The following is a 2,599-nucleotide window of genomic DNA, read 5'->3' as shown; positions in this document are numbered from 1 at the left end:
AACGCCGCGCTCCTCTCGAGAGCCCGGGTGCTCGTCTTCCGCGCGCTGACGCCAGAGGCGCTGGAGGCGCTGATCGCGCGCGCCGAGCGCGTCGTCGGCAAGGCGCTGCCGCTCGACGGGGAAGCGCGCGCGGCGCTGATCGGCATGGCCGACGGAGACGGCCGTTCGATGCTGACGCTTGCGGAGGAAGTCTGGCGCGCGGCGAGGCCGGACGAGATCCTCGACGCGCATCGCCTCGTCGAGGTCGTGCAGCGGCGCGCGCCGCTCTACGACAAGGGGCAGGACGGGCACTACAATCTGATCTCGGCCCTGCACAAGTGCGTGCGCGGCTCCGACCCGGACGCGGCGCTCTACTATCTCGCCCGCATGTTCGACGCCGGCGAGGACCCGCTGTTCATCGCCCGGCGCGTCGTGCGCATGGCCTCGGAGGACGTCGGCCTCGCCGATCCGCAGGCGCTCGTCGTCGCCAACGCCGCCAAGGAGGCCTACGATTTCCTCGGCAGTCCCGAGGGTGAGCTCGCGATCGCCGAGGCCGTCGTCTATGTCGCGACCGCGCCGAAGTCGAACGCCGTCTATACCGCCTTCGCCGCCGCGCAGGCGCTCGCCAAGACGCACGGCTCGCTGACGCCGCCCAGGACCATCCTCAACGCCCCGACCCGGCTCATGAAGCGCGAGGGCTACGGCGCGGATTACCAGTACGACCACGACGCGCCCGACGCGTTCTCGGGCCAGAACTACTGGCCCGAGGCGCTGGGACGCCGAACCCTCTATGAGCCGGTCGAGCGCGGCTTCGAGCGCGACATCCGCAAGCGGCTCGACTACTGGGCCCGGCTGAGGAAGGAGCGGGGGCGCGCGTGATCTGCGGCCTCATTCAGGCGATGTCCGGGCGTCGTTCGGTACGCATTCGGTAGGCGTTCGGACGCGATTTTAACCGTGTTTTTCACCCGTGAATCGTTCATTTTCAAAGAGTTGGCAGCGAGTTTTCCGAAAAATAACCGCTGCGCGATTAACCATGATTTTGGAGCCTCGTTGCTTCCAGTCCTGCTATGTGCGGCGGCAGCCATGAGAACCCCTCGATCCCTTATTGTGAGCAGATTAGCACGGAATTCTGAATTTCTGAAACGAAATCGCCGCGAATGGCCGCGGATAGACGGGTTTATCGCGTGAAAAGAGGTCTCGATGAGGTTCGTCGCGGTAACGTACGGGACCGAGGGCGACGCCAGGCCTATGGCGGCGCTGTGCCGCGCGCTGATCAACGCCGGCCACGAAGCGCGGCTGCTGGCGGACATTTCGACGTTGGGCTCCGCCGCAGCCCTGGGCGTTCCGGCGACCCCCATCGCCGGAGACATCAAGGCGGCGGTGCAGCCTGGCGCTGCGCTTGCCAAAATCGTCGGCAAGGGCGGCGGATTCGCAGACGCGGCGAAAGCCATGGCCCATCTCGCGAACGCCAATGCCGAGGCTTGGATGCGCGAAGCCCTGGAGGCGGCGCAGGGATGCGACGCCGTGATCGTTGGCGGGCTGGCGGCGTTCGTCGGTTTCTCCGTGGCCGAACGCCTCGGTGTCGCCGCCATTGGAACCGGCCTCATTCCGATCACGCCGACAGCGGAATTTCCGTCGCCCTTCTTACGTCCGGGTGCGATTCCCCGCTGGCTCAACCGTACGAGCCATCGCGTCGTCAATGGCCTGATCTGGCGCGCCTTTCGAGCCCGGACGAACGCTGCGCGCGCGAAAACGCTGGGTCTCGCCCCCCGGCGCCGGCTGTGGACAGACCTCCCCATGCTCTATGGGATTTCGTCGAGCCTTCTGCCGCGTCCACGCGATTGGCCGGATAACGTCGTGATGTGCGGCCGGTGGGCGCCGCCGGCGACAGACTGGACCCCGCCCGCCGCCCTCGCCGCCTTTCTGGCGGCGGGCGAGCCGCCGCTCTATGTGGGTTTCGGCAGCATGGCGGGCCTTGACCGAAGAACCTTGTTGGCGGCCTTGCTGCCGGCCGTCGGCGGCCGGCGGGCCCTGTTCTATCCGGGCTGGAGCGGCGTCGAGGCGTCCGATCTGCCCGCCAATTTCCTCACCCTTGGCGATACGCCGCACGACTGGCTGTTTCCGCGCGCGTCGATAGTCATCCACCATGGAGGGTCCGGCACCAGCCACTCGGCCGTCCGCGCCGGCGTCCCGTCGGTCGTGGTCCCCTTCGTGGGAGACCAGTTTTTCTGGGCGGACTGCCTGCAGCGCGCAGGGGCTGCCTCGCTGTCGGTCGCCGCAAGGGATGTAACGGCCTCGGCGCTCGAGCGCGGGATCACTCTGGCTGAAAGCGCCGCCATGCGGTCACGCGCTTCGGCTTTGGGCGCGGCAATGAGCGAGGAAAATGGGCTCAGCCGGGCCGTCGCCGAGATCGAGAGACTCGTCCTCCGAAGGTGACGAGCTTCAGCGGGTCGAGCCCCCGATCGCCCGCGAAACGACCCGCGCCGGCGTCGGGCTAGCCCGAACTTCCGGTGTTTGTGAGCGCAAGTCATTGACGTGACTCGACGGGCGCATCGCGTTCTGCCTACGCGGCGATTTTGAGGCCGAGGAGATCGAAGGCGCGGGCTTGGATGGGGGTCGG

The 2,599-nt window shown here is 67.6% G+C and carries 1 protein-coding gene and 1 pseudogene; both read left to right on the top strand.

Annotated features, from left to right (window positions below; translation table 11 throughout):
• A pseudogene (locus ACLP25_RS24885) lies at window positions 1-858 on the top strand (replication-associated recombination protein A); the annotation flags it as partial.
• 321 nt (window positions 859-1,179) lie between these two features.
• Window positions 1,180-2,415, top strand: a complete 1,236-nt coding sequence (locus tag ACLP25_RS24880) for a glycosyltransferase (RefSeq protein WP_442471802.1) — start codon at window positions 1,180-1,182, stop codon at window positions 2,413-2,415.
• The last annotated feature ends 184 nt before the right edge of the window (window positions 2,416-2,599 follow it).

The sequence above is a fragment of the Roseiarcus sp. genome, assembly GCF_052145395.1.
Taxonomy (GTDB): domain Bacteria; phylum Pseudomonadota; class Alphaproteobacteria; order Rhizobiales; family Beijerinckiaceae; genus Roseiarcus.
Note: the sequence above shows the minus strand (reverse complement) of the source record. Positions and strands in the feature narration are given on the sequence as shown.

What these genes read in the sequence shown, in the direction of transcription:
- ACLP25_RS24880 (WP_442471802.1), top strand. Translation starts at nt 1,180, where the DNA reads ATGAGGTTCGTCGCGGTAACGTACGGGACCGAGGGCGACGCCAGGCCT.